Consider the following 26,420-nt stretch of genomic DNA (forward strand, 5'->3'; position numbering starts at 1 on the left):
TTGAGAATCGCTTCCATGTTCGCATCCGCCGTGCGAGCCGGCCCGCGTTTCCTCCCCAGGGCTAAAGTTTGGGGTCCCCCGCGCAAGGAGAGTCGATGAGCGTTCCGGAGCCGCCTGACGGCGTCTCGCCCGTCAGGCGGCTGCTGTCCATCTCCGTCGGGCTGGTCTACCTCGTGGCCCCCGTCCTGGGGGTGATGCAGGGGGAGGTCACCGGGGCCCGGGCGGCGTGGGCGTGCGTCGCCCTCGTCGCGTTCGCCGCCGCCTACGCGGGGATCGTGCTCAGCCAGCGGACGTTCGGCCGCCCGGGGCGCTGGACGTACCCGCTGCTCGGCTTCACCACGGTGCTCGCCGTCGTCCTCCCGCCGATCTTCGGCTCGGGGTGGCTGGCGCTGCCCGTCTACATGAGCGTGGCCTTCGCCATGGCGCTGCCGAAGCGGGCGGCCGTGGTCGCCGTCGCCGCCATGGGCGTCACGCTCGTCGCGCTCGGCGTGGTCACGGACGCCGACCCGGGCACGCTGATCATGTTCGTCTTCCAGGTCGCGACCCTGGCGGTGCTGTTCACCAACGTGCGCAACACCCGGCTGCTGGTGTCCCGGCTGCGGGAGGCCCAGGGCGAGGTGGCCCGGCTCGCGGCCGGCGAGGAGCGCCTGCGCATCGCCCGCGACCTGCACGACCTGCTCGGCCACAGCCTGTCGCTCATCGCCATGAAGGCCGAGCTGGCCGGGCGGCTGGCCGAGGAGTCGCCGCGGGCGCTGCGGGAGATCCGCGACATCGAGGAGGTGGCCCGCCAGGCGCTCGTCGAGGTGCGCGAGGCCGTCACCGGCTACCGGCAGCGGGGGCTGGCCGAGGCGGTCGACGGGGCCCGCGCCGCGCTGGAGTCGGCGGGCACGGACACGCTCGTGCGGCTGACGGGGACGCCGCTGCCGCCGGCGCTCGACGGGCTGCTCGCGTGGGCGGTCCGTGAGGGGGGCACGAACGTGCTGCGCCACTCGGGGGCGCGGCACTGCGAGATCACCGTGACGTACGACGGGGTGGAGGCCACCCTGGAGATCACCGATGACGGACGCGGCCACGCGGGGCATGCGGCGTCGGGGGAGGCGTACGGACTGGGCGGGGCGGTGGCGGAGGGGAAGGCGTACGGACTTGCCGGGCCGGTGGCGGAGAGGGAGGCGTACGGACTTGCCGGGCCGGTGGCCGAGGGGGAGGCGTACAGGCTGGGCGGGCCCGCGGCGGAGGGGGAGGGCAACGGGCTGGCCGGACTGGCGGAGCGGGTCGCGGCGGCGGGCGGCACGATGACGGCGGGCCGGGTGCGCGGCGGCTTCCGCCTCGCCGTCCGCGTCCCGGTCCCGGCCGACCCGGGCGCCCCGGCGGAACCGGGCACCCAGGCGGACCCGAACGAACCCAATGCCCAGGCCGACCCGAACGAACCCAATGCCCTGGCGGACCCTAACGCCCCGGCTGAACCGGGCGCCGCCGGAGGCGGAGCAGTGACGCCGGTGACCGCCGTGCCGGACGCGACCGGGGCGGAGCGGACGTGATCAGGATCATCCTGGCCGAGGACCAGGCCATGGTGCGCGGCGCGCTCGTCACCCTGCTCGGCCTGGAGGACGACATCGAGGTGGTCGGCGAGGCCGCCTCCGGGCCCGAGGCGGTGGCCGTGGCGCGCAAGACCGAGCCGGACGTCGCGCTGCTCGACGTCGAGATGCCCGGCGGCGACGGCATCACCGCCGCCGAGGAGATCCGCCGGATGCTGCCCGGCTGCCGAGTGGTGATCCTGACGACGTTCGGCCGGCCGGGCTACCTGCGCCGGGCGATGGAGGCGGGCGCGGCGGCGTTCCTCGTCAAGGACAGCCCGGCGCGCGAGCTGGCCGCCGCGGTGCGCCGCGTGCGGGCCGGTGAGCGGGTCATCGACCCCGGCCTGGCCGCCGCCGCGCTCAGCGCCGGGCCGAACCCGCTGTCCGGCCGGGAGCGGGACGTGCTCGCCGCCGCGGCCGACGGCTCCACGATCGCCGACATCGCCGCCCGCCTCCACCTGTCGGAGGGCACGGTGCGCAACTACCTGTCGTCGGCCATCGGCAAGACCCGCACCCGCAACCGCGTCGAGGCCGTCCGCCACGCCCAGGCCCAGGGCTGGCTGTAGGGCTCCGGACATGCCGGGAGCCGCCCCCGGGAAGGAAGGGGGCGGCTCCGGCGGTACCGGGAGGGAGGGGACCTAACGGCCGCTGCTCACCCCGTAGTACTGGAGGGTCTGCACGTACGGCCTGGCCTTGACCTCGGCCGCCGAGAGCGACTTGGCGACGAGCGCGTTGCCGCGCGTCGCCGACACCGAGACGGCCCCGGCGGTCAGCGGGAACGTCTTGGCCGACACGCCCGCCGGGGCGGTGTACGTCTGCTTCTGGCCGCCCACCGTGACCGTGACGGGCGTGGACGCGGTCAGCATCGTCAGCACCTCGACCATGTCACGCGCCGGCGTGCTGCCGCCGCGCAGCCTCATGAGCTTGGTCTCCGCGTACGTCGGCTGCGCCGCGGCCGTCTGGACCCGGTGGGTCAGGTACAGGACGTCGTTCGTCACCTTGGGGCAGCCCAGCTTGAAGCAGGTGAGGTAGTACGAGCTGATGTCCAGGAACGTCCACCCGTTGTTCGCGGACGGGGCGAACTGGGTGCCCTCGGAGTAGTCGTTCCAGGTGGTGAGCTGCACCCAGTCGGCGCCGCCGTCGATCGCGCCCTTCCAGGTCAGGCGCAGGTTCTCGGTGTTGCCCGCCTCGTCGTAGATACCCTGGTTCGGGCGGGAGTCCTGGACCGACACCGGCTGCATCCAGATCTTGCCCATGGTGTGGGCGCGGCTGATGTTCGGGGCCAGGCTCGCGTTGGCGGCGGGGTTGCGGTTGCCCCAGTTGGAGAAGCCGTAGCTGATCGAGGCGAACGCGTCCCGGTTCTTGTTGAAGTCCAGGAACGTCGGCACGAGCGCGACCTTGACGCCGTGGGCGTCCTTCATGGTCTTCATCCAGGTGGACCACCACGCGGCAGTGCGGTTCTCCGCCTTGAACGGGGCCACGACCAGGCGCCCGTCGCCCAGCTTGTACACCGCGGGCGACGACGCGAGCTTGGCCAGCGCCGTCGCGAGCGTGGCGCTGTCGACCGAGGACAGGCCGTTCATGTCCGGCATCAGGACGATCTTGAAGCCGGGGTCGACGGCGGCGGCCGCCTTGACCAGGTTCTGCACCCGCGTCCAGTTGTTGCTCGACACCGAGAGGATGTCCACGGTGAACCCGTCCAGGCCGGCCGCGATCGCCTGCCGCACCTCGGTCTTGAGGTCCTCCAGCACGTACTCGCCGGACAGCGGCGACCTGCCGATCGGACGGTCGCGCAGCAGGCCGCCGTACGCGGAGTGCTTGCCGCTCTCGCCCTCGGGCTTGAGGTAGTTGCGGGCGTAGTAGTCGCTCGCCGGAGCCTGGTTGTCCAGGGAGATCGGGTACGGCGGGAAGTAGTGGGCGAACACCTTCTTGCCGGAGGCGCGCAGCTTCGAGGTGGACGCCAGGGTGAACGGCAGCGGGCCGTCCGTGGTCGCGCCGCTCTCGTCGTCGTCCCCGGGGGCGCCCTCCGTGTAGGTGACGGTCAGGCGGGGGCCGTCGCCGGCGGTGGCCTCGGCCGAGTGGAAGACCGCCTGCGCGCCGGCCGTCCCGGTGATCGCGAAGGCGTAGGCGCCGTTGCCGGTGAACGCGGCGGAGACGTCGAGCGCGACGTCCTCGCCGGAGGTCAGGCCCTTGGCGGTGGCCAGCGTGGTGCCCAGGGCGGGGCGGTTCGCCCAGGTCGCGGCGTCCGTCCAGGCGCCGCTCACCTTGCGCGCCGCCACCGAGCTGTCGGTGGTGCGGGCGGCCTGGAGCTTGAGCGTCATCTGCACGTCCGAGGCGTTCGCAGGCAGCCCCGCGACCGTGAACTTGACCAGTGCCTGCCGTTCGGAGCCCACCTTGCCGTCGCACGTGCTCGGGCAGGCCGACAGCCAGGTGTGGGCCGCGTGCTCCTGCGCGGGGCTGGCCTGGCTGAGGTAGGTGTCCTGGCTCACGTCCACGGTGACGCTCTTGGGTGCGGCCTGGGCCCCGCGCGCGCTGGTGACGCCCTGGGCGGCGGTCTCGGCGCCCACCTCGGCATACGCCTGGGGGGCCGTCCCGGCCCCCGCTCCGGCGACCACGACGACGGCCGCCAGCCACGCGCGTAAACGGTTGGGCATCGAACCTCCACTGATCTGCGAACCCCGGCTCCGTGATCTTGGGCCGGACATCAGTGATCAAGAGTGGAGCAAGGGCGATCGGGCTGTCCGGCTTTCCTGATAATTTCTCATATTTGATCGATTCAGCTCTGGAAAACGTCGGCTCCGTGGCCGTCGCGGTCATCCCGCGGGGCGTTCCTCCAGCTCATCGGCCGCCTCCTGGCGGTCCTGGGCGGCCATCACGTCGTCCGCGTGCTCGGCGGCCCACCGGCCGAGCCGCTCGATCGGCTCCAGCAGCGTCTCGCCCAGCTCGGTGAGCGCGTACTCCACGCGGGGCGGCGCCTCGGCGTACGCCCGCCGCGTCACCAGCCCGTTGGCCTCCAGGCGGCGCAGCGTCTCGGTGAGCACCTTGGGGCTGATGCCGCCGATCGCCGCCCGCAACTCCCCGGGGCGGCGCGGACCGTGCCGCAGGCCCCACACCACCACCGCGTTCCAGGTGTTGGCGATCAGATCGAAGGCCAGCCTGGCCTGGCAGTCGGCGAGAAACGCCATGAACCCTCCCTCGTCGGACCAGCCTCACGCCACGACGGCCAGCAGAGTGGTCACCGCCGAGCCGAGCGCCGGATCGCCGGTCAGCGCCGCGCGGGCGCGGGCCTGCTCGACCGTGATCCCCCTGCTCGCCAGCCGCCAGAACGTGTCCTGGTCCATGATGACCCGCGCGGCGGGCCGCGTGTCGTCCCGGTCCAGTCTCCACCTGCGTACGCGAAAGGCCCGACCGTGCGCGAAAGGAACCGAATGGTGTGCATCGCCATCCGTACCGTCGTCCTCGTCACCACCCCTTCCGACGAACGGAGCACACCATGCGGATCGGCATCCTGGGCGCGGGCGGCATGGCCGACGCCCTCGGCACCCAGTGGTCCCGCGCCGGCCACGAGATCATGATCAGCGGCCGCGACCCCGGGAGGACGGCCGCCGCGGCGGCGCGGATGACCGGTGCGGCCGGCGCGTCAGCTGGGGCCGTGCTGACCGGCACGTGGGCGGAGGCGGCCGCGTTCGGCGACGTCGTGATGGCCGCCGTCCGGGAGGCGGGCCTGTGCGACGTGCTCACCGCCGCCGGCCCGGCGCTGCGCGGCAAGCCGCTCATCGACGTGACCAACTCCGCCACGCCGGACTCGTACGACCCGGCGCGTCAGATCGCCCGGATGGCGGCGGACATCACAGGGGCCCACGTTGTGAAAGCGTTCAACCTGGGGCACGTGGACGTCTGGCGCATGACGCCGCCCGTCTTCGGCGGCAGGCCGCTGGCGGTGCCGCTCTGCGGCGACGACCCGGAGGCCCTGGAGCAGGTACGGGGGCTGGTCGCGGAGCTCGGCTGCACCCCGCTGGACGGCGGCGGCCTCGCCCGGGCCACGCTGCTGGAGGCCACGGCCGCGTTCGTCATCGGCCTCTGGTTCGGCGGCGCCGACGCCCAGGCCATCCTCACCCCGCTGGAGCACGCCGGCGTGTGACCCCCGTCCGCCTGCTCCCGAGGCGGACGGTCAGGCGGGGTGGCGGGCGAGGTGGTCGGCGTGGCGGACGGGCTCGGGGAGCCGGTAGCGGGGGGACAGGCGCAGCACCTGCTCCGTGGCCGTCTCCAGGGAGACGCGGTGGCCGGGGGAGACGTACACCGGCTTGACCCCCTCCCGGGTGCGGACCGCCCGGCCCACCGTCTCCCCGCCCAGCGTGATCGGCGTCCACGACCCGCGCCCCGCCTCCGGAGGCGCGTGCTCGCCGACGAACGGCGTCTTGCCCACCCCCATCGCCGGCAGCCCGGTCAGCACCCCGAGGTGGCAGGCCAGGCCGAACCCCCGGGGGTGCGCCACCCCGTACCCGTCGCACACCAGCAGCTCCGGCGTGGTCTTCAGCCGTTCCAGGGCCTCGACCAGCGCGGGCAGCTCACGGAAGGCGAACAGCCCGGGCACGTACGGAAACCGCGCCCGGCCCTCGGCGGTCACCTGCTCCACCACCTCCAGCGTGGCGGCGTCGAGCACGACCACGGCCGCCCGCACCCGGTCGTCACCGTGGTAGTGGACGTCCAGGCCCGCCACCAAGCCGAACGACGCCGGTCCGGTCAGCTCGACCTGGGGGCGCAGCCGGTCCTGGATGGCCTGTGCCTCCTCGACGGTGGCCGGCCACGGGTGAAGCTGGTTCACGCGCACATGATCAATGTAGCCGGTACGTGACAGGGGAGTACCGGCTCACCAGGACAAACGGGACAGCCTCTAGCATGTCCAAGTGATCGTGGGTGACGTGCTGGGGCTTCTCGGGGTCGGTGTGGCGGCCGGGATCGTCAGCACCGTGGTCAGCCTCGCCTCGATCGTGTCCTATCCCTCGCTGCTGGCCTTCGGCCTTCCGCCGCTCACCGCCAACGTCACCAACACGGTGGCCCTGCTGTTCACCGGTCTCGGCGCGGCGGCCGGCTCGCGGCCCGAGCTGGCCGGGCAGGGCGAGCGGGTGCTCAGGCTCGGCTGGGTCGCCGCCCTCGGGGGCGCGGCCGGCGCGGCGCTGCTGCTGCTTACGCCGTCGCGGACGTTCGAGCTGATCGCGCCGTGGCTCATCGCCGGGGCCTCGCTGCTGCTCGTCCGGCCCCCGTCGGCGCGCAAGCACGAGGAGCACGGCGTGCTCGCCCGGATCGCGCTGTTCGTCGTGGCGGTCTACATCGGCTACTTCGGCGCGGCGGGCGGCATCCTCATGTTCGCGGTGCTGTCGGCGATGCTCGACCAGGCGCCCGCCCGGACCAACGCGGTCAAGAACGTGGTGTCGGGGCTGGCCAACGCGGTCGCGGCGATCGGGTTCGCGCTGTTCGGCCCCGTGGACTGGGTGGCGGTGGGGCCGCTCGCGGCCGGCTTCCTGCTCGGCGGGTGGATCGGGCCGAAGATCGCCCGGCGGCTGCCGGGGCAGAGCCTGCGCTACCTCGCCGCCGCCTGCGGCCTCGCCGTCGCCGCCAAGCTCGGCTACGAGGCGTACGCCGCCTAGCCCGGCCACGACGCGTACGCCTCCTGAGGCTGCGGCGGTCAGCCTCGTTCGGCGACGAGCTTGGCGAAGCGGGTGGCGACCTCGCGCCAGATCGGCGTGGAGATCGGCTCGTCGGCCACCGCCCCCGCGTACACCTCGTCCGGGTCGAAGCCGTCCACCTCCCACGTCCGGATGCGCTCCGGCAGCACCTCGGGGTGGAACTGCACGCCCCACGCCCGCCCGCCGACGCGGAACGCCTGGTACGGGCAGCGTTCCGTCTCGGCGAGCCAGACCGCGTCCGGCGGCAGGGCGGTGATCGCGTCCACGTGGTGCTCGATGGCGGGCACGACCGGCGGCAGCCCGTGGAACAGCGGGTCGGTCGCCGTCTCGGGCCGCAGCGTGACCGGCACGCTGCCGTTCTCCGGCGCGCCCGCGTCGCCGGTCACCTCGCCGCCCGCCACCTCGGCGAGCATCTGCCCGCCCAGGCAGATGCCGAGGAAGGGGACCTGACCGGCCAGGGCCTCGGCCACCAGCCCGCGTGTGGGCGCCAGCCACGGCGCCCGGTCGTCCTCGCCGGGCAGGTAGCCGCCGCCCATCATGATCATTCCGTCGTGGTGGAGCTCCGCGGGCATGGGCGCGCCGTCGTAGGCGTGGACGACGTCGAGCCGCAGCCCCATGTCCTCCAGCCAGCCGCCGAGCCGGCCGGGGCCGCCGCTCCTGCTGTTCTGCACGATCAGGACGTCAGGCATCACGCGTTTCCACCTTCCGGCGGGTACAGGGGATCGTCGTCGAAGGGGGACGGGTCACGTCAGCCCGGCCGCGGTGACGGTGTGGCGCAGCAGCAGGGCCGTCGTCACCGGCCCCACCCCGCCGGGCACCGGCGTGAGCGCCCCGGCCCTGCCGATGACCGCGTCGAAATTCACGTCGCCGGTCAGGCCGCCGTCGTCCGTCGGGTTGGTGCCGACGTCGATCACGACCGCTCCGGGCGCCACGTGCTCCGCGCCGATCAGCCCCGCCCGGCCCACGGCCGCGACCAGCACCTCGGCGGTGGAGGTCGCCGCGGCCAGGTCGCGGGTGCGGGAGTGGCAGACGGTCACGGTGGCGTGCCGGTCGAGCAGCAGGTGGGCCAGCGGCTTGCCGACGACGGTGGACCGGCCGACCACGACCGCCCGGGCGCCCTCCAGGGCGACGCCGTGCCGGTCGAGCAGCGCCATCACCGCGGCGGCCGTGGCGGGCGCGAACGCGGGCAGCCCGGCGGCCAGCCGGCCGAGCGACAGCGGGTTGGCGCCGTCGACGTCCTTGGCCGGGTCGATCGAGGAGACCAGCTCCTGCGCCGGCACGCCCTCGGGCAGCGGGGTCTGCAGCATGACGCCGTGGACCCCCGGGTCGGCGCTGAGCCGTTCGAGCGTGGCCCTGACGCCCTCCGCCGGGGCGGCCGGGCCGAGATCCACGACGTCGCAGGCGACGCCCACGCCGCCGCCGGCCTTGGCGATGGAGCGCACATACCACAGGGTCGCCTCGTCGTCGGTGGCGACCACGACGGCCAGCCGCGGCGTCGTCCCGGAGGACCGCACCAGGCCGGCGACCTCCTCCTTGATCGCCGCGGCGGTCTCCCGGCCGCGCAGCTCCACCCCGGGGGAGCCGGTCATCGGGTCGGCTCCTTCCGTACGGCCGACGTCACGAAGCGCACGGAAGGCGTCATCGGGCCAGCTCCTTCCGCACCGCCAGTGTCACCCGCTCGGCCCGGGCGACGGCGTCGTCCACGCCCGCCAGCCGCCCGCGCAGCCCCTCCAGCACCCGCTCGTCCCGGATGCCGCCCATGTTGACCTCGACGTTGACCCGCGCCGTGGTCAGCGCGGCCCGGGCCGCCTCCGCGGCGGCCGCCACGTCGGTGGCGACGTTGGGATTGCCGATCGGCAGCAGCGTCTCGCAGAGCTCCACCAGGCGCGCGGCCGTCCCGGCGACCCGGGCGGGCGGCTCGGCCGCGCCGGCCAGGGCGGCGGCGATGGCCGCGCTCCGCTCCTCGCCCTTGGGCAGCCGGTACGCCTGCGTCACGGCCGTGAAGGCCGCCGCGTCCTCGGCCGCGAGGTCCAGGGCCCGCTCGCGCAGCGTGTCGGTCTCGGCCGTCACCGCGCCGACGGTCTCGGCGTGCTCGGCGTACCGGTCGCCGGTGGTGTACCGGGCCACCATGCCGAGCAGGGCCGCCGCCTGGGCCGCGTGCAGGGCGGCGGTGGCGCCGCCGCCCGGCGCGGGCTCGCGGGCGGCCAGCCGTTCGAGGAAGCCGCCGATCTCCATGTCGCGCATGGGCGGCATTCTGCCAGCCCGCACCGCCGGCCGCGGCGGCGGAGCACCGCCGGGCGGGTCACTCGCGGTGCATCGGCCGGGTCGTGTCGTCGGGCACCTGCCCGTACGACGGCGGCGACCCGTAGGAGGGCGAGCCCCCGTGTCCCTGCGACGTCCCGTACTGCGGGGGACCATACTGCGGGGCACCGTACTCCCGCGAGACCTGCCCCTGCGAGACCTGCCCCTGCGAGACGTACCCCGGCGTCACCACCACCGGCCGCGATCCGCGCCAGCGCGAGGGGAACGCCGACGAGACCAGCAGCACGATCCCGAGCAGCAGGAACGTCCCGGTGAGCCCCAGCGTGAGGTAGCCGTTGCGCAGCCAGCCCGACATGAGGCGGTCCGGCACGATCGGCCCGGACATGATCTCGATGAAGGGCAGCACGCCCAGCAGGGTGAATCCGATCCCGCCCAGCAGCGAGGCGACCGGCGACACCCGGGAGGCGGCCAGCACGGCCAGCAGCGCCCCCGCGAGCACGACCAGGGCCAGGCCCGTCCACGAGACGACGAAGTTGTGGAAGCTCAGGTTGACCTCGGTGACGCCGTACATGAGCATCACGGCGATCAGCGGCGGCAGGATGATCCCCGCGACCACTCCGAGCACATGACGTACACCGTTGGACATGACGCCCCAACCCCCGTCATCCGGTCAGGGCCCCAACCTACCGCGTCGATTCCCGCACGACGAGGTCCGGCTGGAACATGATCTGCTGGTGCGCGTGCGTGTCGGGGTTGTCGCACTCGTCCAGGAGCAGCTCCGTGGCCACCCGGCCGAGCTGGTACGTGGGCTGCCGGATCGACGACAGCGACACGGTCGAGGCAGAGGCGAAGTCGATGTCGTCGTACCCGATCAGCGACACGTCGTCCGGCACCCGCACGCCCGCCTGGAGCAGCCCCCGCAGCATGCCGAGCGCCAGCAGGTCGTTGGCGCAGAACAGCGCGTCGGGCAGGGTGTCCTCGGCCAGCAGCTTCTCGGCCGCCTGCTGACCGGCCTTGGCCGTCATCGCCGGCATCGCGATCTCGCGCAGCTCCGCCGGGTCGCGCCCGGCCGCGGCGAGCGCCTGCTCGGCGCCCCGCCGCCGGTCCTGGCACTGCCGGATGGCCGCGGGCCCGGTCACGTAGCCGATCCGCCCGGCCCCGCCGCGCAGCAGGTGGCCGACCGCCATCGCGCCGCCGGTCACGTCGTTGACCGCGACCGCGCACTGACTGGAGCGCTCGGCCGGGTGGTCGACGAGCACCAGGGCGATGCCCCGCTCGCGCAGCCGCTCCAGCCGGCCCAGGTCCTCGTCGGACGGCGTGATGAGCACGCCGCGCACCCGCTGCTCGGCGAAGACCAGCAGGTTGCGCTCCTCCTTCAGCCGGCTGCCCGAGGAGTTGCCGAGGATGACCGCGTAGCCGCGCTCGCTGGCCATGTCCTCCACGCCGGCGGCGACGTCGGTGAAGAACGGGTTGCCGATGTCGATCACCGACAGCCCGATCGTGCGGCTGTGGCCGGCCCGCAGCGTGGACGCCGAGCCGTGCCGCACGAAGCCCAGCTCCCGGATGGCGGCCTCGACCCGGGTGCGGGTGCCGCCCGCGACCTTCTCGGGCCGGTTGAGCACGTTGGACACCGTGCCGGGCGACACGCCCGCCCGGGCCGCGACGTCCTTGATGCTCACTGTGGCCATTCACGCCCCCGGGGCTCATAGGTGCGCACGTCCGCGCTCCGTCGTACCAGATCCCGCATCTCGGCCAGGTCGCCGACCAGGCCGCGGGCCCGCGCCTGCACCAGCGCGTTGCCGAGGGCGGCCGCCTCGACCGGGCCCGCCACCACCGGCAGCCCCGTCGCCTCGGCGGTGAGCCGGCACAGCAACGCGTTGCGCGAGCCGCCGCCGACCAGGTGGACGACCTCGACGGGCCGCCCGCTGAGGCGGGCCGCGTCGTCGACGGCCCTGCCGTAGGCGAGGGCGAGGCTCTGCAGGATGCATCGTACGGCCTGCGCCCGCCCCTCCGGCGGGCGCTGCCCCGTGCGCGCGCAGTAGGCGTCGATGCGGGCCGGCATGTCGCCCGGCGGGAGGAACGTCGGGTCGTCCGGGTCGATGACCGCCTCGACGCGGACCTTCTCGGCCTCGGCCAGCAGCGCCTCCAGGTCGGGATGGTCCCAGACGCGCAGGCACTCCTGCAGGATCCACAGGCCCATGACGTTGCGCAGGTAGCGGACGGTGCCGTCCACGCCGGTCTCGTTGGTGAAGTTGGCCAGCCGGCTCGCCTCGGTGAGCACGGGGGCGGGCAGCTCGACGCCGACGAGCGACCACGTGCCGCAGGAGATGTAGGCGAAGCCCGGGCTCGCGGCGGGCACGGCGACCACGGCCGAGGCGGTGTCGTGCGAGGCGACCTGGGTGACGACGGTGGAGTAGCCCAGCTCGGCGGCCACGTCGTCGCGCACGGGGCCGGACGCGGCGTCGGTGATGGGCGGCAGGATCCGGCGGGGCAGGCCGAGCCGGTCGACCAGGTCCCAGGCCCAGTCGCGGCGGGTCACGTCGTACAGGCCGGTGGTGGAGGCGTTGGTGCGCTCGGCGCCGATCCGGCCGGTCAGCCAGTAGCCGATCAGGTCCGGGATCATCAGCAGCGTCTCGGCGCCGTCGAGCCGCTCGCGCAGGAGCTGGTTCACGGTGGTGAACGGCAGGAACTGCAGCCCCGTCACCTCGTACGGGTCGATCCGCTCGGTGACGTCGGCCGTGCGGGAGTCGCGGTAGTGGACCGGGTTGCCGATCAGGCGGCCCGCGGCGTCGAGCAGGCCGTAGTCCACCGCCCAGGAGTCGATCCCGGCCGACTCGGCGGGCCCCGCCTTGCGCAGGCCGTCGAGCACTCCCTGGTGGAGGGCGAGGATGTCCCAGTGCAGGGTCCCGGCCACCCGGACCGGCCGGTTGGGGAAGCGGTGCGCCTCGGCGAGCTCGATCGTGCCGGCGGTGATGTCGGCGGTCATCACACGGCCGCTCGACGCGCCCAGGTCCACAGCGGTGAATCGCATGGCCTGATTAAAACGTATCAATCACAATGGCGCCATAGCGGAGTATGCCCCATTGACGCCCGCAGGCGCAGCGCCTAGATTCCGGAAACATCGTGTTAAAACGTTTGTTGCGCGGAGGCTGTATGAGCGCTCACCCCACGCTCGCACTCGCCGGCGTCAGCAAGTCCTTCGGCGCCGTCCGGGCGCTGCGGGACGTCTCCATCGAGCTGCACGCCGGGGAGGCGCACGCCCTCGCCGGCGAGAACGGCGCGGGCAAGTCCACGCTCGTCAAGACGCTCGCCGGGGTCCACCGCCCCGACCAGGGCCGGATCCTGCTCGACGGCGAGCCCGTCGTCTTCACCGGCCCCGCCGACGCCCAGCAGGCCGGCGTCGCCGTCATCTACCAGGAACCCACCCTCTTCCCCGACCTGTCCGTCGCCGAGAACATCGTCATGGGCCGCCAGCCCCGGCGCTCGCTCGGCCGCATCGACCGCGCCGCCATGCGCGCGGCCGCCCGCGAGCTGTTCGGCCGCCTCGGCGTCGACCTCGACCCCGGCCGCCCCACGCGCGGACTGTCCATCGCCGACCAGCAGCTCGTCGAGATCGCCAAGGCGCTCTCCCGCGACGCCCGCGTCCTGGTCATGGACGAGCCGACGGCCGCGCTGTCCGGCGCCGAGGCGGCCCGGCTGTTCTCCGTGGTCGAGGCGCTGCGCGAGCACGGCTGCGCCGTCCTGTTCATCTCCCACCGGCTCGACGAGATCTTCGCCCTCTGCCAGCGCGTCACCACCCTGCGGGACGGCCAGTGGATCGCCAGTGAGCTCGTCGCCGGCCTCACCCACGACGACCTGGTGCGCCGCATGGTGGGCCGCGACCTCGGCGCGCTCTACCCCAAGCAGGACGCGGCCGTCGGCGACGTGGCCCTCAAGGTCGAGCGGCTGACCCGTGAGGGCGTCTTCACCGACGTCTCCTTCGAGGTGCGCCGGGGCGAGATCGTCGCCCTGGCCGGACTGGTCGGCGCCGGCCGCAGCGAGGTCGCCCGCGCGATCTTCGGCATCGACCGGTGGGACGCCGGCACCGTCACCGTGGACGGCCGCGAGCTGCCGCCCGGCAGCCCCACCGCCGCCATGGGCGCGGGCCTCGCCCTCGTCCCCGAGGACCGCCGCCAGCAGGGCCTGGTCATGGAGATGTCGATCGAGCGCAACATCGGCCTGACCGGCCTGCGCTCCCTGCGCCGCGGCGCGACGATCTCGCGGCGGGCCGAGCGCGACCGGGCCGCGGACTGGGCGGCGCGGCTGCGGCTGAAGTTCGCCCGGCTCGGCGACGGCGTCGGCGTGCTCTCGGGCGGCAACCAGCAGAAGGTCGTGCTCGCCAAGTGGCTGGCCACCGAGCCGTCCGTGCTCATCGTGGACGAGCCGACGCGCGGCATCGACGTGGGCACCAAGGCCGAGGTCCACCGGCTGCTGTCGGAGCTGGCCGGGCAGGGCATCGCCGTCCTGATGATCTCCTCCGACCTGCCCGAGGTGCTCGGCATGGCCGACCGGGTGCTCGTCATGCGCGAGGGACGGCTGAGCGCCGAGATCCCGCGCGCCGAGGCCACCGAGGAGAGCGTGATGAACGCCGCCACGAGGAGGGCCGCATGAGCGCCGCGAGGAGGGCCGCATGAGCGCCGCGAGGAGGGCCGGATGACCGCCGGGAAGGGGAGCGCATGACCGCGACCGCCGCGCCGCCGGGCCGGGAGGTCGGCGCGCGCGGGGCCCGCGCCCTGGTGGACCTCGTCTTCCGCGCCCGCGAGCTGAGCCTGGTCGCCGCCCTGGCCGTGCTCGTCGCCGTGACCGCCGGGATCAACGGCAACTTCCTGTCCGGCCAGGGCGTCGAGGACATCCTGCTCAACACCGCGATCCTCGCCCTGCTGGCCGTCGGCCAGTCGGTCGTGGTGATCACCCGCAACATCGACCTGTCGGTCGGCTCCGTGGTCGGGCTGGTCGCGTTCGTCACCGGCGACGTGCTGGCCCGCGGCGCCGGCCTCGTGCCGGCCGTGCTGCTCGGCGTGGCCGTCGGCGCCGCCTGCGGCCTGGTCAACGGCCTGCTGGTGAGCTTCTGCCGGGTGCCGGCCCTCGTCGTCACGCTCGGCACGCTGTACGTCATCCAGGGCCTCGACCACTACATCGCCCACGGCCGGCAGATCAACGCCGTGGACCTGCCGCCCGCCCTGCTCGCGCTGGGCAACGGGGCGGTGCTCGGCGTGCCGTACCTGCCGCTCATCACGCTGGCGGTCATGCTCGCGGTGGGGGCGTACCTGCGCGCCTACCCGAGCGGTCGGGAGTTCTACGCGATCGGCTCCAGCCCCGAGGCGGCCCGCCTGGCCGGCGTGCCGGTCCGGCGGCGCGTCCTCGCGGCCTACCTGGTCAGCGGCGGCCTGGCCGGGCTCGGCGGGGTGCTGTGGCTGGCCCGGTTCGGCACGGTCGTCGGCGACTCCGCGAACGGCTGGGAGCTGCTCGTGGTCAGCGCCGTCGTCGTCGGCGGCGTGGCCATCACCGGCGGGGTCGGCAGCGTGTACGGCGCCGCGCTCGGCGCGCTGCTGCTCACCACGATCGGCAGCGCGCTGGTCGTGCTCCGGGTCAACCCGTTCTGGCAGCAGGCCATCACCGGCGCGCTGCTGCTGCTGGCCATCAGCGTCGACCGGGTGCTCGCCGTCCGGGTCGCCCGCCTGCTGCGGAAGGGAGGCCGCCGATGACCCGGGTGCTGCGCTGGGACGTGCTGGTCGGCGCGCTGCTGGTCGCGGTGTTCGCCGCCGGCTCGCTGGGCGTGCCCGGCTTCGCCACCACCGGAAACCTGTCGTTCGCGCTGGGCGACCTCGGCGAGATCGCGCTCATCGCGCTGGCCATGACCCTGCTCGTGGTGGCCGCCGAGGTGGACCTGTCGGTCGCCTCCGTGCTGGGCCTGTCCAGCGCGCTGGTCGGCGCCCTGTGGGACGGCGGCATGGCCATCGAGACGATCATCCCGCTGGTCGTGCTCGTCGGCGCGGTGTGCGGCCTGGTCAACGGGCTGCTCGTGACGCGGCTCGGGCTGCCGTCGCTCGCGGTCACGATCGGCACGCTCGCCCTCTACCGCGGCCTGGCGTACGTGGTGCTCGGCGACAAGGCCGTCGCCCAGTTCCCGCCCGCCTACACCGCGCTCGCCGTGGACGACGTGCCCGGCACGCCCGTGCCGTACCCCGTCGCCCTGTTCGTGCTGCTGGCCGTCGTCACCGGCGTCGTCCTGCACGCCACCGGCTTCGGCCGCGCCCTGTACGCCATCGGCGCCCAGGAACAGGCCGCGTTCTTCGCCGGCATCCGGGTCAAGCGGATCAAGCTGCTGCTGTTCACGCTCTCCGGCACCGTCGCCGCGTTCGCCGGGGTGGTCTTCACCCTGCGGTACGGCTCGGCCCGCGCCGACAACGGCCTCGGCGTCGAGCTGGCGGTCATCGCCGCCGTCCTGCTCGGCGGCGTCGACTTCGACGGCGGCAAGGGCACCCTCGGGGGCGTCATCGCCGGCGTCCTGCTCATCGGGCTCCTGCGCAACCTGCTCATGCTCGGCGACGTCTCCACCGAGATCCAGTCGATCGTCACCGGGCTCCTCCTCATCGTGTCGGTGCTCACCCCCCGTCTCGTCTCCGTGGTCAGGCCCGCCCTGAAAGGAACCCCATGACCCCGATGCGCCTCACCGCCGCCGCCACCCTGCTGGCGCTGGCCGTCGCCGCGTGCGGCGGAACCACCAAGTCGAGCGTCACCTCCGCCCCCGCGCCGGCCCCCGCCTCCTCCTCGGCCGCCGCCGAGGCGGACCCGAACGCCCCCCTCAAGGAGGGCCTCAAGCTGGCGTTCCTCCCCAAGCAGATCAACAACCCGTACGAGACCATCGTCGACAACGCCGGCATCGAGGCCGCCAAGGAGTACAAGGGCGAGGCCAAGGAGGTCGGCCCGTCCGACGCCTCCGCCTCCTCCCAGATCTCCTACATCAACACCCTGACCCAGCAGGGCCACGACGCGATCCTCATCGCCGCCAACGACGCCAACGCCGTGTGCGGCCCCCTCCAGCAGGCCCGCGCCAAGGGCATCAAGGTCGTCTCCTACGACTCCGACGCCGCCCCCGAGTGCCGCGACCTGTTCATCAACCAGGCCAGCTCCGAGGAGGTCGGCCGCAGCCAGGTCCGCCTGCTCGCCGACCTGATCGGCAAGAAGGGTGAGATCGCCATCCTGTCGGCCACGGCCAACGCCACGAACCAGAACACCTGGATCACGTACATGAAGGACGAGCTGACCAAGCCCGACTACAAGGACATGAAGCTCGTCAAGGTGGCCTACGGCGACGACGACGACCAGAAGTCGTTCACCGAGACCCAGGGCCTGCTCCAGGCGTACCCGAACCTCAAGGGCATCATCTCGCCCACCACGGTCGGCGTCTCGGCCGCGGCCCGCTACATCTCCGGCTCCAAGTACAAGGGCAAGGTCGTGCTGACCGGTCTCGGCACCCCCAACCAGATGCGGCAGTTCGTCAAGGACGGCACGGTCGAGAAGTTCGCCCTGTGGAACCCCAAGGACCTCGGCTACCTCGCCTCCTACGCGGCGGCGGCCCTGGTCTCCGGCCAGATCACCGGCGCCCAGGGCGAGACGTTCAAGGCCGGCAAGCTCGGCGAGCGCACGATCGGCGCGAAGGGCGAGGTCATCCTCGGCCCGCCGTTCACCTTCGAGGCCGCCAACATCGACCAGTTCGACTTCTAGCGGCTCCTCCCGGACCGCTCCACCCGGTCCCCGCCCGTCCGGCGGGGACCTCACCACGACAGAGACCAGCGAGAGGGCGAGGGCCAGTGATGGCGAGCGAAGGTGGCGCGCGGCGCGTGTGCTTCCTGCTGAAGGTGCGCGAGGACCGCCTCGACGAGTACCGCGAGCGGCACAGGGCCGTGTGGCCTGACATGCTCGACGCCCTGCGGCGGGCCGGGTGGGGCAACTACTCGTTGTTCCTGCGCGAGGACGGCCTGCTCGTCGGCTACCTGGAGACCGACGACTTCGAGGCCGCCCGGAAGCGGATGGCCGGGACGGAGGTCAACGACCGGTGGCAGGCCGAGATGGCGCCGTTCTTCGAGACGGGCCGTGCGGACGAGGCGTTCGCGCCGCTGGAAGAAGTGTTCCACCTTGACTGAGTCAGGACAGAGTGAATCGGGGAAGGCATTGATCAAGGACGAGCTGCGCCGGCAGCGCATCGAGACGCCCTCCTGGGCGTACGGCAACTCCGGCACCAGGTTCAAGGTGTTCGCCCAGCAGGGCGTGCCGCGCGACCCGTACGAGAAGCTGGCGGACGCCGCGCAGGTGCACCGCCACACGGGCGTCGCGCCGACCGTGGCCCTGCACATCCCCTGGGACAAGGTCGACGACTACGCCGATCTGGCCCGGCACGCCTCCGACCTGGGCGTGGCCATCGGCGCGGTCAACTCCAACGTGTTCCAGGACGACGACTACAAGCTGGGCAGCGTCACCCACCCCGACCCGGCGGTGCGCAAGAAGGCGCTGGGCCACCTGCTGGAGTGCGTGGACATCATGGACCGGACCGGGTCCGACACGCTCAAGCTGTGGTTCTCCGACGGCACCAACTACCCGGGCCAGGACGACATCCGCGCCCGCCAGGACCGCCTGGCCGAGGCGCTGGCCGCCGTCTACGAGCGGCTGGGCGAGGGGCAGCGGTTCCTGCTGGAGTACAAGCTGTTCGAGCCGGCCTTCTACATGACCGACCTGCCCGACTGGGGCGCCGCGTACGCCCACTGCCTGAAGCTCGGCCCGAAGGCGCAGGTCGTCGTCGACACCGGCCACCACGCGCCGGGCACCAACATCGAGTTCATCGTGGCGTTCCTGCTGCGCGAGGGGAAGCTCGGGGGCTTCGACTTCAACTCCCGCTTCTACGCCGACGACGACCTCATGGTGGGCGCCGCCGACCCGTTCCAGCTCTTCCGGATCATGTACGAGGTGATCCGCGGCGGCGGCTACACCGCCGAGACCGCGTTCATGCTCGACCAGTGCCACAACATCGAGCCCAAGATCCCCGGCCAGATCCGGTCGGTCATGAACGTGCAGGAGGCGACCGCCAAGGCCCTCCTCGTGGACCGTGACGCGCTGGCCGCCGCGCAGCGCGAGGGCGACGTGCTCGGCGCCAACGCCGCGCTCATGGACGCCTACAACACCGACGTCCGCCCCCTGCTCGCCGAGCTGCGCGAGGAGATGGGGCTGGACCCGGACCCGATGGCCGCCTACGCCAGGTCCGGTTACTTCGAGAAGATCGCCGCCGAGAGGGTCGGCGGCGCGCAGGCAGGGTGGGGAGCCTGATGCAGGCCGTACGGGAACTGCTCGAACGAGCACACGCGCTGGGCGCCGACCCGCGCAACACCAACTACGCCGGGGGCAACGCCTCCGCCAAGGGCAGCGAGACCGACCCGGTGACGGGCGAGCAGGTGGAGCTGATGTGGGTGAAGGGGTCCGGGGGCGACCTCGGCACCCTCACCGCCGCCGGCCTCGCCGTGCTGCGGCTCGACCGGCTGCGCGCGCTGACCGGCGTCTACCCGGGGCCGGAGCGCGAGGACGAGATGGTCGCCGCGTTCGACTACTGCCTGCACGGCAAGGGCGGCGCCGCGCCGTCCATCGACACCGCCATGCACGGCCTCGTGGACGCCGCGCACGTCGACCACCTGCACCCCGACTCCGGCATCGCGATCGCCACCGCCGCCGACGGCCCCGAGCTGACCACGCGGGTCTTCGGCGACCGGGTCGTGTGGGTGCCCTGGCGGCGGCCCGGCTTCCAGCTCGGCCTCGACATCGCCGCCGTCAAGGAGGCCAACCCGCGGGCCATCGGCTGCGTCCTCGGCGGCCACGGCGTCACCGCCTGGGGGGACACCAGCGAGGAGTGCCGGGCCAACTCCCTGGAGATCATCCGCACCGCCGAGCGGTACATCGCCGAGCACGGCCGTCCCGACCCGTTCGGCCCGGTCGTGCACGAGCCGCTGGCCGAGGAGGCCCGCCGCCGGCGCGCCGCCGAGCTGTTCCCGGTGGTCCGCGGGCTGGCGAGCACGGACGCCCGCCAGGTCGGCCACTACACCGACGCGCCCGAGGTGCTCGACTTCCTCGCCCGCGCCGAGCACCCGAGGCTCGCCGCGCTCGGCACGTCCTGCCCGGACCACTTCCTGCGCACCAAGGTCGCGCCGCTCGTGCTCGACCTCGCGCCGGACGTCCCGCTGGAGGCGGCCGTCGCCCGCCTGCGCGAGCTGCACGCCGCCTACCGCGAGGAGTACGCCGCCTACTACGCCCGCCACGCCACCCCCGACTCGCCGCCGATGCGCGGCGCGGACCCGGCGATCGTGCTGGTGCCCGGCGTCGGCATGTTCAGCTTCGGCAAGGACAAGCAGACCGCGCGCGTGGCCGGCGAGTTCTACGTCAACGCGATCAACGTGATGCGCGGCGCCGAGGCCCTGTCCCGCTACCAGCCGATCGACGAGTCGGAGAAGTTCCGCATCGAGTACTGGGAGCTGGAGGAGGCCAAGCTGCGGCGCATGCCCGCGCCCAGGCCGCTGGCCGGCCGGATCGCCCTGGTCACCGGCGGCGGCTCCGGCATCGGCGCCGCCACCGCGCGCCGCCTGGCCGCCGAGGGCGCGTGCGTGGTCGTCGCCGACCGCGACGTGGCCGCCGCCGGCAAGGTCGCCGCGGAGCTCGGCGCCAGGGCGCTGCGCCCCAAGGACGTGGCGATCGCCGCCGAGGCCGACGTCACCTCCGAGGAGCAGGTCGCCGAGGCCGTACGGCAGGCGGTCCTCGCCTTCGGCGGCGTCGACCTGGTCGTCAACAACGCCGGCCTGTCGCTGTCGCGTTCCCTGCTGGAGACCACGCTCGCCGACTGGGACCTCCAGCACGACGTCATGGCCCGCGGCTCGTTCCTCGTCTCCCGCGAGGCCGCCCGCGTGCTCGTCGAGCAGGGCATGGGCGGCGACATCATCTACATCTCCTCGAAGAACTCGGTCTTCGCCGGGCCCAACAACGTCGCCTACGGCGCCGCCAAGGCCGACCAGGCGCACCAGGTGCGGCTCCTCGCCGCCGAGCTCGGCCCGCACGGCGTGCGCGTCAACGGCATCAACCCCGACGGCGTCGTGCGCGGCTCCGGCATCTTCGCCTCCGGCTGGGGCGCCAACCGCGCGGCCGTGTACGGGGTGGAGGAGGAGCGGCTCGGCGAGTTCTACGCCCAGCGGACGCTGCTCAAGCGGGAGGTGCTGCCCGAGCACGTGGCGGCGGCCGTCTTCGCGCTCACCGGCGGGGACCTGGCGCAGACCACCGGCCTGCACATCCCGGTCGACGCGGGCGTGGCCGCCGCGTTCCTCCGCTAGCCGTCCTGTTCCCCCGGTGACGCGCGGTGCCGCCGGCGGTCATCCTCCGCCGGCGGCACCGTCTTCCCTCTGTCCCCGCACCCCTGCTACCCCCAGAACCGGCTCCAAACCCCAGGAGGCAACGATGCCGCTCGAACGGACAACCGCACCCCGGACCAAGGTCGGGCTCGTCGCCGGCGGGCTCGGCGCGTACTGGCCGCAGTTCCCCGACCTGCTTCCCCAGCTCAAGCGGTCGTCCGCGCGCGTGTCGGAGCGGATGGGGGAGCTCGGCTGCGAGGTGGTGGACGTCGGCTTCATCTCCGACGCCCAGGAAGGCGCCGTCGCGGCCGAACGGCTGCGCGAGGCCGGCTGCGACCTCATCGTCGGCTTCCTCACCACCTACATGACCGCCACCATGCTGCTGCCGATCGCGCAGCGCAGCGGCGCGCCGGTGCTGCTCATCAACCTGCAGCCCACCGAGTCCATGGACCACGACACCTTCGACACCGGCCAGTGGCTGGCCTACTGCGGCGCCTGCCCGCTGCCGGAGATGGCCAACACGTTCATGCGCGCCGGCATCCCGTTCCGCTCCGTGTCGGGCTACCTGGAGGACCCGCGCGCGTGGGAGCGCATCGAGCGGTGGGTCAAGGCCGCCGGCGTGCGCGCCGCCCTGCGCAAGGGCCGCCACGGGCTGATGGGCCACCTCTACCCGGGCATGCTGGACGTCTCCACCGATCTCACGCTCGTGCCGGTCAACTTCGGCGGCCACGTCGAGGTGCTGGAGTTCGACGACCTGCGCGTCCGCGTGGAGAAGGTGGGCGAGGCCGAGGTCAAGGAGCGCATCGGGCTGGCCCGCGAGGTGTTCGAGCTGGCCGACACGGTCGTGCCCGAGGACTTCGAGTGGGCCGCCCGGGTCTCCCTCGGCCTCGACCGGCTGGTCGAGGACTTCGACCTGGACAGCCTCGCCTACTACCACCGCGGGCTCGACGGCGAGATCCACGAGCGGCTCGGCGCCGGCATGATCCTCGGCGCGTCGCTGCTCACGGCCCGCGGCGTCCCGGCCGCCGGTGAGTACGAGCTGCGCACCTCCCTCGCCATGCTGATCATGGACCGGCTGGGCGCGGGCGGCTCGTTCACCGAGCTGCAGGCGCTGGACTTCCTGCGCGGCCACGTCGAGATGGGCCACGACGGGCCCGCCCACCTGGCCATCAGCGCCCGGCGCCCGCTGCTGCGCGGCCTCGGCGTCTTCCACGGCAAGCGCGGCTGGGGCGTCTCGGTCGAGTTCGACGTGGCGCACGGGCCGGTGACGGCGTTCGGGCTCATCCAGCGGCGTGACGGGCGCTTCGCGTTCGTCGCCTCCGAGGGGGTGACCGTGGACGGCCCGCACCTGAAGATCGGCAACACGACGTCGCGGGTGGACTTCGGCCGCGATCCGGGGGAGTGGACGGACGCCTGGAGCGCCTCCGGCATCTCCCACCACTGGGCCCTCGGCACCGGCCACCGGATCGGCGAGCTGAAGGCGCTGGCGGACCTGCTGGACGTGGAGCTGGTGGAGATCTGATCCCCGGCGAGAGGCGATTCCCGGCGAGTCCTGATTCCTGGCGAGAGGTGATCCCCGGCGAGTCCTGATCTCTGACTCCTGGCGGCCGCCGGTGAACCGGGCGGGCCGGTCTTCTTCGGCGCCGGGCGCGGGGGCAGAGTGGGTCTCATGAGACCGGCGATGACGACGGGCGCGCTCGGCGCCGTGCTGCTCATGACCCTCGCCGTCACCCCGGCGCCCGCCCGGGCCGCGGCCCCCGCCCAGGCGGTGGTCCCCACCCGGGCCCCGGCTCCGGCTCCGGCAGTGGCCCGGTCGGCCGGGCTGGTCGAGTCGTTCGCGCTGCCCGCCGGCTTCCAGCCCGAGGGCATCGCGATCGGCCCCGGCCCCGTCGCCTACCTCGGCTCCCGCGCCACCGGCTCCCTCTACCGCGCCGACCTGCGCACCGGCCGGGGCGCGGTCTTCAGCCGGGGCCCGGGCACGCCCTCCCTCGGCCTCAAGGCGGACGGGCGGGGCCGCCTGTTCGTCGCGGGCGGCACCGGCGGGAACGCCCGGGTGGTGGACGCCCGCACCGGCGAGGTCCTCCGGTCGTACCCCCTCGCCCGTGCGCCCACGTTCGTCAACGACGTCGTGCTGACGCCCGGAGCCGTCTGGTTCACCGACTCGGCCGCCCCCGCGCTGTACCGGCTGCCGCTCGGCCGCGACGGCTCGCTGCCCGCCGCGGCGGTCAAGGTGCCGCTCACCGGCGCCATCCGCTACGCCCCCGGCAACAACGCCAACGGCGTCGTGCTCGCCCCGGACCACCGGTCGCTGATCGTCGTCCAGTCCAACACCGGCAAGCTCTTCGAGGTCGATCCCGCCACCGGGGTCACCACGGAGGTGGACCTGGGCGGTGAGAGGCTGGTCAACGGCGACGGCCTGCTGCTGTCGGGCCGCACGCTGTACGCGGTGCAGAACCGGCTCAACCGGATCGCCGTGGTGCGGCTCAGCCGTGACGGCTCGTCGGGACGGGTCGAGCGCCGGCTGACGGACCCGCGTTTCGACGTGCCCAGCACGGTCGCGGCCTTCGGCGGCCGCCTCTACCTGCCCAACGCCCGCTTCACCACCCCGGCCGCGCCGGACACCGCGTACACGGTGGTGTCCGTCCGTCCCGGGAGGTGACGCCGCGCATCGGGCGCCCGGCCGCGCCGCGAGGGAGCGGCCGGGCGGGCCCGTCACTTCTTGATCGTGTAGCTGTCGCCGTACACCTTCCAGGTGAGCGGCGGGTCGAGGTCGAGGTTGCCCTTCTTGAGGAAGACGCGCTGCGCCGTGTCCACCCGGCTGGTGTCCTCGTGGGCCTCCTCCGCCTTCATGGCCGCCTTGCGGGCGTCCAGGAACGCGTTGAGGTACGCCGTCTCGTCGCCGCCCTGCGCCGGGGTCTTGGCCTTGGCCAGGGCCGACTTGCGGATGCCGCCGAAGCTCAGCTTGTCCTCGCCCGGCCCGTGCATGACCATGGCGTCGTAGTAGGCGAACTGGCCGAGCGCCCGCAGGCCGTCGCTCTTGGCCTGGTTGACGGCGGGGTCGAAGTAGACGCGGTCGCGCTCGTCGTTCTGGGCCTGCTGGAAGACGGGGTCCTTGGCCGCGGTCTTCCAGTCCTTGGTGTAGTTCGGGTCGAGGCCCTTGTGGGAGTCGCTGCCGTCGACCTTGCGCAGCGCGGGGAGGTACTTGGCGAGCACGTTGCCGGGCTTGCGCTCGGTGTAGACCTCGACGAGCTTGAGCATGTCGTGCGTGCCGGAGCAGAAGCCGATGATGCCGCCGGTGTAGCCGCGGCCGTCGTCGATGTCCTCGATGTAGCCGTACTGGGCCTTCCAGTCGAGCGACGAGTTCTCCGCGCTGGACACCAGCTGCATGGCGATGTCCTTCTTGTGCGGATCGGTGAGATCGACGGGCGCCTGTAGAGTCAGCGCGAGCACGGGCGCCAGGGCGGGGGCGAGGAGAGTGCTTAACACATGAGCTCCTATGAGCCGGGGTTCGTTAGGAAGCCTTCCTAACGAACCCGACTCGCAGGAGTCAAGCGAAATGCCGAATCCGGTGGAATCGGCGGCCGCCCGCTCAGGGGCGCAGCGCCGCGAGCTGCTGCTCGAACGGCACGACCTCCTCGACCTGTCCGGCAGCCTTCTCCACCGCCTTCACCACGTCCTTTTCCGCGTCCTTTTCCGCGGCTTGACGGGGACGGCCGGAGACGAGCGCGGCCAGCTCGCCGGCGGCGCGCCCGATCCGCTCGCCCAGTCCGTCGGTGAACGCGTCGCCCCCGCCGCCCCAGTCCTCCGAGGCGGCGTAGACGGCCGTCGGCACCACGACCGCTCGCAGGTACGCGAACAGGGGCCGCATCGCGTGCTCCAGCGCCAGCGAGTGCCGGGCCGTGCCGCCCGTGGCGGCGATCAGCACCGGCTTGCCCGCCAGCGCGTCCGGCTCGACGACGTCGAAGAACGACTTGAACAGGCCGCTGTAGGAGGCGGTGAAGACGGGCGTGACCGCGATCAGCCCGTCGGCCTCGGTGACGGCCTCGATGGCCGCGCGCAGCCGGGCGCCGGGGAAACCGGTGACGAAGGCGTTGGCGATGTCCACGGCCAGGTCCCGCAGCTCCACCACGCGGACCTCCACCGGGTGCCGGTCGCCATCGGCCTCCAGGTGGCGGCGGGCGGCCTCCAGCAGGCGGTCGGCCAGCAGCCGGGTCGAGGACGGCTCGCTGAGCCCGGCCGAAACGGCGACGAGCTTCATGGTCACACTCCTGTTCAGTGTCGTCGGGGGGTTCGGACGGCGGCATCCGGACGGCGGCATCCGGACGGCGGCATCCGGACGGCGGCATCCGGACGGTGTCGTCAGGACGGTGTCGTTCGGACGGTGGCGTTCAGACCGTGGCGGAGGTCTGGGCCGCCGCCGTGAGCGAGGCGTGGGTGGGCGCGTCGGGGACCTGCGCCGGGCGGTCCTTGGCGAACTCGCGGCGCAGCACCGGCACGACCTCCTCGCCGAGGATGTCGAGCTGCTCCAGGACGGTCTTCAACGGCAGCCCGGCGTGGTCCATGAGGAAGAGCTGGCGCTGGTAGTCGCCGAAGTGCTCGCGGAAGGTCAGCGTCCGGTCGATGACCTGCTGCGGGCTGCCGACCGTGAGTGGCGTCTCGTCCATGAAGTCCTCCAGCGACGGCCCGTGCCCGTACACCGGGGCGTTGTCGAAGTACGGGCGGAACTCGCGCACCGCGTCCTGGGAGTTCTTGCGCATGAACACCTGCCCGCCGAGGCCGACGATCGCCTGCTCCGGCGTGCCGTGGCCGTAGTGGGCGTACCGCTGCCGGTAGAGGGTGATCAGGCGGATGAAGTGCTCCTTCGGCCAGAAGATGTTGTTGGCGAAGAAGCCGTCGCCGTAGTAGGCGGCCTGCTCGGCGATCTCCGGGCTGCGGATCGAGCCGTGCCACACGAACGGCGGCACCCCGTCGAGCGGACGCGGCGTGGAGGTGAAGCCCTGCAGCGGCGTGCGGAAGCGGCCCTCCCAGTCCACCACGTCCTCGCGCCAGAGCTTGTGCAGCAGCGCGTAGTTCTCGATGGCCAGCGGGATGCCCTGGCGGATGTCCTGGCCGAACCACGGGTAGACCGGCCCGGTGTTGCCGCGGCCCAGCATCAGGTCCACCCGGCCGTCGGCCAGGTGCTGCAGCATGGCGAAATCCTCGGCGATCTTGACCGGGTCGTTGGTCGTGATCAACGTCGTGGCCGTGGACAGCACGAGCCGCTCGGTCCGCGCCGCGATGTAGCCGAGCATCGTGGTCGGCGAGGACGGCACGAACGGCGGGTTGTGGTGCTCACCCGTGGCGAACACGTCCAGGCCGACCTCCTCCGCCTTCTGGGCGATGGTCACCATCGCCTTGATGCGCTCATGCTCGGTCGGTGTGCGGCCCGTGGTCGGGTCCATGGTCACGTCGCCGACGCTGAAGACGCCGAACTGCATCTT

General features: G+C 73.1%; 26 protein-coding genes. 13 read left to right on the plus strand and 13 right to left on the minus strand.

Annotation, left to right across the window (positions count from 1 at the left end):
* Positions 1-95 precede the first annotated feature (95 nt).
* Both HTZ77_RS38230 and HTZ77_RS38235 read left to right on the plus strand, forming a co-directional pair.
* Positions 96-1,538, plus strand: a complete 1,443-nt coding sequence (locus tag HTZ77_RS38230) for a histidine kinase (RefSeq protein ID WP_175594650.1) — start codon at positions 96-98, stop codon at positions 1,536-1,538.
* A complete protein-coding gene (locus HTZ77_RS38235; protein WP_175594651.1) occupies positions 1,535-2,140 on the plus strand; it encodes a response regulator transcription factor in 606 nt (201 codons plus the stop codon). The genes HTZ77_RS38230 and HTZ77_RS38235 overlap by 4 nt, the downstream gene beginning before the upstream one ends.
* Before the next feature lie 72 nt (positions 2,141-2,212).
* On the opposite strand, the gene HTZ77_RS38240 is transcribed toward HTZ77_RS38235, so the two are convergent.
* From HTZ77_RS38240 to HTZ77_RS47850, 3 genes are all read right to left on the minus strand, one after another.
* Positions 2,213-4,228 (minus strand): endo-1,3-alpha-glucanase family glycosylhydrolase, encoded by a 2,016-nt coding sequence (locus HTZ77_RS38240; protein ID WP_175594652.1) that lies wholly within the window; start codon positions 4,226-4,228, stop codon positions 2,213-2,215.
* A 159-nt stretch (positions 4,229-4,387) separates the two neighbouring features.
* Positions 4,388-4,759, minus strand: coding sequence for a winged helix-turn-helix transcriptional regulator (locus HTZ77_RS38245; RefSeq protein ID WP_175594653.1), 372 nt, complete (start codon positions 4,757-4,759; stop codon positions 4,388-4,390).
* Between the two features lie 24 nt (positions 4,760-4,783).
* The gene (locus tag HTZ77_RS47850) at positions 4,784-4,915 is read right to left on the minus strand and encodes a hypothetical protein (protein WP_268960231.1); all 132 of its coding nucleotides are present in this window, start codon (positions 4,913-4,915) and stop codon (positions 4,784-4,786) included.
* A 152-nt stretch (positions 4,916-5,067) separates the two neighbouring features.
* On the opposite strand from HTZ77_RS47850, the gene HTZ77_RS38250 reads away from it, so the two are divergent.
* Complete coding sequence (locus tag HTZ77_RS38250; RefSeq protein WP_175594654.1) at positions 5,068-5,715, plus strand: NADPH-dependent F420 reductase; 648 nt, start codon at positions 5,068-5,070, stop codon at positions 5,713-5,715.
* 30 nt (positions 5,716-5,745) lie between these two features.
* Here the strand turns inward: HTZ77_RS38250 and nfi are convergent, their stop codons facing one another.
* The gene (nfi, locus tag HTZ77_RS38255; RefSeq protein ID WP_175594655.1) at positions 5,746-6,405 is read right to left on the minus strand and encodes a deoxyribonuclease V; all 660 of its coding nucleotides are present in this window, start codon (positions 6,403-6,405) and stop codon (positions 5,746-5,748) included.
* Positions 6,406-6,481: 76 nt separating this feature from the next.
* On the opposite strand from nfi, the gene HTZ77_RS38260 reads away from it, so the two are divergent.
* Positions 6,482-7,222, plus strand: coding sequence for a sulfite exporter TauE/SafE family protein (locus tag HTZ77_RS38260; RefSeq protein WP_328809015.1), 741 nt, complete (start codon positions 6,482-6,484; stop codon positions 7,220-7,222).
* Positions 7,223-7,260: 38 nt separating this feature from the next.
* Here the strand turns inward: HTZ77_RS38260 and HTZ77_RS38265 are convergent, their stop codons facing one another.
* Genes HTZ77_RS38265 through HTZ77_RS38290 form a run of 6 tightly spaced genes read right to left on the minus strand, consistent with a single transcriptional unit; the run spans position 7,261 to position 12,554 of the window.
* A complete protein-coding gene (locus HTZ77_RS38265) occupies positions 7,261-7,950 on the minus strand; it encodes a type 1 glutamine amidotransferase (protein WP_175594755.1) in 690 nt (229 codons plus the stop codon).
* A 54-nt stretch (positions 7,951-8,004) separates the two neighbouring features.
* The gene (locus HTZ77_RS38270; protein WP_175594656.1) at positions 8,005-8,850 is read right to left on the minus strand and encodes a bifunctional 5,10-methylenetetrahydrofolate dehydrogenase/5,10-methenyltetrahydrofolate cyclohydrolase; all 846 of its coding nucleotides are present in this window, start codon (positions 8,848-8,850) and stop codon (positions 8,005-8,007) included.
* 49 nt (positions 8,851-8,899) lie between these two features.
* A complete protein-coding gene (locus tag HTZ77_RS38275; RefSeq protein ID WP_175594657.1) occupies positions 8,900-9,505 on the minus strand; it encodes a cyclodeaminase/cyclohydrolase family protein in 606 nt (201 codons plus the stop codon).
* A 58-nt stretch (positions 9,506-9,563) separates the two neighbouring features.
* On the minus strand, positions 9,564-10,169 hold the full coding sequence (locus tag HTZ77_RS38280; RefSeq protein WP_175594658.1) for a hypothetical protein: 606 nt from the start codon (positions 10,167-10,169) through the stop codon (positions 9,564-9,566).
* Positions 10,170-10,206: 37 nt separating this feature from the next.
* Complete coding sequence (locus tag HTZ77_RS38285) at positions 10,207-11,211, minus strand: LacI family DNA-binding transcriptional regulator (RefSeq protein WP_175594659.1); 1,005 nt, start codon at positions 11,209-11,211, stop codon at positions 10,207-10,209.
* Positions 11,199-12,554, minus strand: coding sequence for a rhamnulokinase (locus HTZ77_RS38290; RefSeq protein WP_175594660.1), 1,356 nt, complete (start codon positions 12,552-12,554; stop codon positions 11,199-11,201). The genes HTZ77_RS38285 and HTZ77_RS38290 overlap by 13 nt, the downstream gene beginning before the upstream one ends.
* Positions 12,555-12,676: 122 nt before the next feature.
* On the opposite strand from HTZ77_RS38290, the gene HTZ77_RS38295 reads away from it, so the two are divergent.
* From HTZ77_RS38295 to HTZ77_RS38335, 9 genes are all read left to right on the plus strand, one after another.
* On the plus strand, positions 12,677-14,173 hold the full coding sequence (locus HTZ77_RS38295; protein ID WP_175594661.1) for a sugar ABC transporter ATP-binding protein: 1,497 nt from the start codon (positions 12,677-12,679) through the stop codon (positions 14,171-14,173).
* A gap of 65 nt (positions 14,174-14,238) precedes the next feature.
* The gene (locus HTZ77_RS38300) at positions 14,239-15,267 is read left to right on the plus strand and encodes an ABC transporter permease (protein WP_175594662.1); all 1,029 of its coding nucleotides are present in this window, start codon (positions 14,239-14,241) and stop codon (positions 15,265-15,267) included.
* Positions 15,264-16,220, plus strand: a complete 957-nt coding sequence (locus HTZ77_RS38305) for an ABC transporter permease (RefSeq protein ID WP_175594663.1) — start codon at positions 15,264-15,266, stop codon at positions 16,218-16,220. Before HTZ77_RS38300 ends, HTZ77_RS38305 begins: the two co-directional genes overlap by 4 nt.
* Positions 16,217-17,290, plus strand: coding sequence for a rhamnose ABC transporter substrate-binding protein (gene rhaS / locus HTZ77_RS38310; protein ID WP_175594664.1), 1,074 nt, complete (start codon positions 16,217-16,219; stop codon positions 17,288-17,290). The genes HTZ77_RS38305 and rhaS overlap by 4 nt, the downstream gene beginning before the upstream one ends.
* Before the next feature lie 89 nt (positions 17,291-17,379).
* The gene (locus HTZ77_RS38315; protein ID WP_175594665.1) at positions 17,380-17,709 is read left to right on the plus strand and encodes an L-rhamnose mutarotase; all 330 of its coding nucleotides are present in this window, start codon (positions 17,380-17,382) and stop codon (positions 17,707-17,709) included.
* Positions 17,702-18,883 carry an L-rhamnose isomerase gene (gene rhaI / locus HTZ77_RS38320; protein ID WP_235995756.1) on the plus strand — a complete coding sequence of 394 codons (1,182 nt, stop codon included), beginning with the start codon at positions 17,702-17,704 and terminating at the stop codon, positions 18,881-18,883. The genes HTZ77_RS38315 and rhaI overlap by 8 nt, the downstream gene beginning before the upstream one ends.
* Entirely contained in the window at positions 18,883-20,922 is a 2,040-nt protein-coding gene (locus HTZ77_RS38325) for a bifunctional aldolase/short-chain dehydrogenase (RefSeq protein ID WP_175594667.1), read from the plus strand. The genes rhaI and HTZ77_RS38325 overlap by 1 nt, the downstream gene beginning before the upstream one ends.
* A gap of 124 nt (positions 20,923-21,046) precedes the next feature.
* Positions 21,047-22,462: an L-fucose/L-arabinose isomerase family protein gene (locus HTZ77_RS38330; protein ID WP_175594668.1), complete on the plus strand. Its 1,416-nt coding sequence runs from the start codon at positions 21,047-21,049 to the stop codon at positions 22,460-22,462.
* 147 nt (positions 22,463-22,609) lie between these two features.
* Positions 22,610-23,599: an SMP-30/gluconolactonase/LRE family protein gene (locus tag HTZ77_RS38335; protein ID WP_175594669.1), complete on the plus strand. Its 990-nt coding sequence runs from the start codon at positions 22,610-22,612 to the stop codon at positions 23,597-23,599.
* A gap of 53 nt (positions 23,600-23,652) precedes the next feature.
* Here the strand turns inward: HTZ77_RS38335 and HTZ77_RS38340 are convergent, their stop codons facing one another.
* From HTZ77_RS38340 to HTZ77_RS38350, 3 genes are all read right to left on the minus strand, one after another.
* A complete protein-coding gene (locus HTZ77_RS38340; protein ID WP_328809016.1) occupies positions 23,653-24,426 on the minus strand; it encodes a chitosanase in 774 nt (257 codons plus the stop codon).
* Positions 24,427-24,529: 103 nt separating this feature from the next.
* Positions 24,530-25,198 (minus strand): FMN reductase, encoded by a 669-nt coding sequence (locus HTZ77_RS38345; RefSeq protein ID WP_175594670.1) that lies wholly within the window; start codon positions 25,196-25,198, stop codon positions 24,530-24,532.
* A 130-nt stretch (positions 25,199-25,328) separates the two neighbouring features.
* Positions 25,329-26,417 carry an LLM class flavin-dependent oxidoreductase gene (locus HTZ77_RS38350; RefSeq protein WP_175594757.1) on the minus strand — a complete coding sequence of 363 codons (1,089 nt, stop codon included), beginning with the start codon at positions 26,415-26,417 and terminating at the stop codon, positions 25,329-25,331.
* Positions 26,418-26,420: the final 3 nt, after the last annotated feature.

Origin of the sequence: Nonomuraea montanisoli, from assembly GCF_013363975.1 — a bacterium.
Lineage (GTDB): Bacteria > Actinomycetota > Actinomycetes > Streptosporangiales > Streptosporangiaceae > Nonomuraea > Nonomuraea montanisoli.